The following is a 2,468-nucleotide window of genomic DNA, read 5'->3' on the forward strand; positions in this document are numbered from 1 at the left end:
TGTTGATTTGCACGGAATCCTGACCCACCCTGCGTAGTAATTTGCATCGAATATTGACCCACGTAGAACACTGACCTGCTCGGCAACGGGCGGGGGAACGGAGTGATCGACGTGGCTATATTGAGCATCATCCGACGCTGGCACTTTCGCGATCATGTGTCGTTGCGCGAGATTGCCAAACGGCTGGGCGTGTCCAGAAACACGGTCAGACGCTACATACGGGCCGGCACCGTACTGCCCGCCTATCCCGAACGCCACAGCCCCAGCAAGCTCGACGGGTTTGCTGCGAAGCTTGCTGGCTGGCTAAAGACCGAGGCGACGCGGCCCCGCAAACAGCGTAGAACCCTCAAGCAGATTCACGCGGACCTCTGCGTGCTGGGCTTTACTGGCTCCTATGATCGTGTCGCGGCGTTTGCCCGGCGCTGGCGACAGGAGCAGCACGAGCAGGCAAAGACGACCGGGCGTGGGACATTCGTTCCCCTCCGGTTTGCCGCTGGCGAAGCGTTCCAGTTCGACTGGAGCGAGGACTGGGCCGTTATCAACGGCGAGCGCACCAAGCTGCAGGTGGCACAGCTCAAGCTCAGCCACAGTCGTGCCTTCTTCCTGCGCGCCTATCTGCTGCAGACCCACGAGATGCTGTTCGACGCGCATCATCACGCGTTCGTCGCGTGGGGCGGCATTCCCCGCCGCGGCATCTACGACAACATGAAGACCGCCGTCGACAGGGTGCGCCCCGGCAAGGTCCGCGAGGTCAATGCGCGTTTCAGTGCAATGGTGAGCCACTACCTGTTTGACGCCGAGTTCTGCAACGTCGCTTCTGGCTGGGAGAAGGGGCAGATCGAGAAGAACGTCCAGGACAGTCGCCACCGGCTCTGGCAGAAGGTGCCGACGTTTGGCTCGCTGGCCGCGCTCAACGACTGGCTGGCCGACCAGTGTGTGCTGCTGTGGCAGCAGACGCGGCATCCCGAACAGGACATGACGATCTGGGACGCGTGGTCGGCCGAGCGGCCACACCTGATGCCGGTAGGCCAGCCGTTCGATGGTTTCGTTGAACACACCAAACGCGTCTCGCCGACCTGCCTTGTGAACTTCGAGCGCAACCGCTACAGCGTGCCGGCGTCGTTCGCCAACCGGCCCATCAGTCTGCGCGTCTACGCAGCCAGACTCGTGTTCGTCGCCGAAGGCCAGGTGATTGCCGAGCACGAGCGCTGTATCAACCGCAGCCATGACCACGGCGAAACCATTTACGACTGGCGTCACTACCTGGCAGTCCTGCAGCGCAAACCGGGAGCGCTTCGCAACGGTGCACCCTTCGCCGAGTTTCCGGATGGCTTCCGCAAGTTGCAGGGCGTGCTGCTGAAGCGCCCCGGAGGCGACCGGGAGATGGTCGAGATTCTGGCGCTGGTCCTGCTGCACGATGAACAGATGGTGCTCACTGCAGTCGAGCTGGCGTTCGAGGCCGGCGCACCGAACAAGCAGACGGTGCTGAACATCCTGAGCCGGCTGCTCGACAGCCCGCCTGTGCCGCCGCTGCAGACGCCACAGGCCTTCGCACTGAAGGTTGAGCCACAGGCCAACGTGGGCCGCTACGACCGCCTGAGGAATCGGGAGGACGATCATGCAGCCTGACGTCATGATGCAGATGCTCAAGTCACTCAAGCTGCACGGTATGGCACAGGCGTTAGGCGAGCTCGCCGCGCAGGACTCGCCGGCCTACAAGTCGGCTTCGCTGGTGCTTGCCGGGTTGCTCAAGGCGGAAATCGCAGAGCGCGAAGTGCGTTCACTCGCGTATCAGATGAAGGCGGCACGCTTCCCGGCGTATCGCGACATCGGCGGCTTCGACTTCAGTTGCAGCGACGCCAACGAAGCGCTGGTGCGCCAGTTGTACCAGTGTGAGTTCATCGACTCGGCGCACAACATCGTCCTGGTGGGCGGGCCTGGCACTGGAAAGACCCATCTGGCAACCGCGATCAGTGTGCAGGCCCTCGAGCACCATCGACGCCGCGTGCGCTTCTTCTCCACCATCGAACTGGTCAATGCGCTCGAACAGGAGAAGCTCGTGGGCAAGCCCGGACAACTCGCCACACGACTCATGTATGCCGATCTTGTGGTTCTCGACGAGCTCGGCTATCTGCCGTTCAGCCAGACCGGTGGTGCCATGCTGTTCCACCTGCTCAGCAAGCTCTACGAACGAACCAGCATCATCATCACCACCAACCTGAGCTTCGCTGAGTGGGCCAGTGTGTTCGGCGATGCAAAGATGACGACGGCGCTGCTCGACCGGCTCACGCACCACTGCCACATTGTAGAAACAGGCAACGATAGCTATCGTTTCAGAAACAGCACGACACAGCCAAAGAAGGAGAGAAAGAAGACCCAGACACCCACCGAATAACCCGCAAAGCTGGTCCAACGGGTGGGTCAGAATTCAATGCAAATCCCGGGTCAGGATTCCGTGCAAATCAACA

General features: G+C 61.5%; 2 protein-coding genes. Both read left to right on the forward strand.

Annotated elements, in window-relative coordinates; genetic code table 11:
- The first annotated feature begins 102 nt into the window (after positions 1-102).
- The gene (gene istA / locus HHL24_RS43155) at positions 103-1,629 is read left to right on the forward strand and encodes an IS21 family transposase (protein ID WP_169491323.1); all 1,527 of its coding nucleotides are present in this window, start codon (positions 103-105) and stop codon (positions 1,627-1,629) included.
- The gene (gene istB / locus HHL24_RS43160; RefSeq protein WP_097221156.1) at positions 1,619-2,395 is read left to right on the forward strand and encodes an IS21-like element helper ATPase IstB; all 777 of its coding nucleotides are present in this window, start codon (positions 1,619-1,621) and stop codon (positions 2,393-2,395) included. The genes istA and istB overlap by 11 nt, the downstream gene beginning before the upstream one ends.
- The last annotated feature ends 73 nt before the right edge of the window (positions 2,396-2,468 follow it).

This window comes from Paraburkholderia polaris (genome assembly GCF_012927345.1).
Lineage (GTDB): Bacteria > Pseudomonadota > Gammaproteobacteria > Burkholderiales > Burkholderiaceae > Paraburkholderia > Paraburkholderia polaris.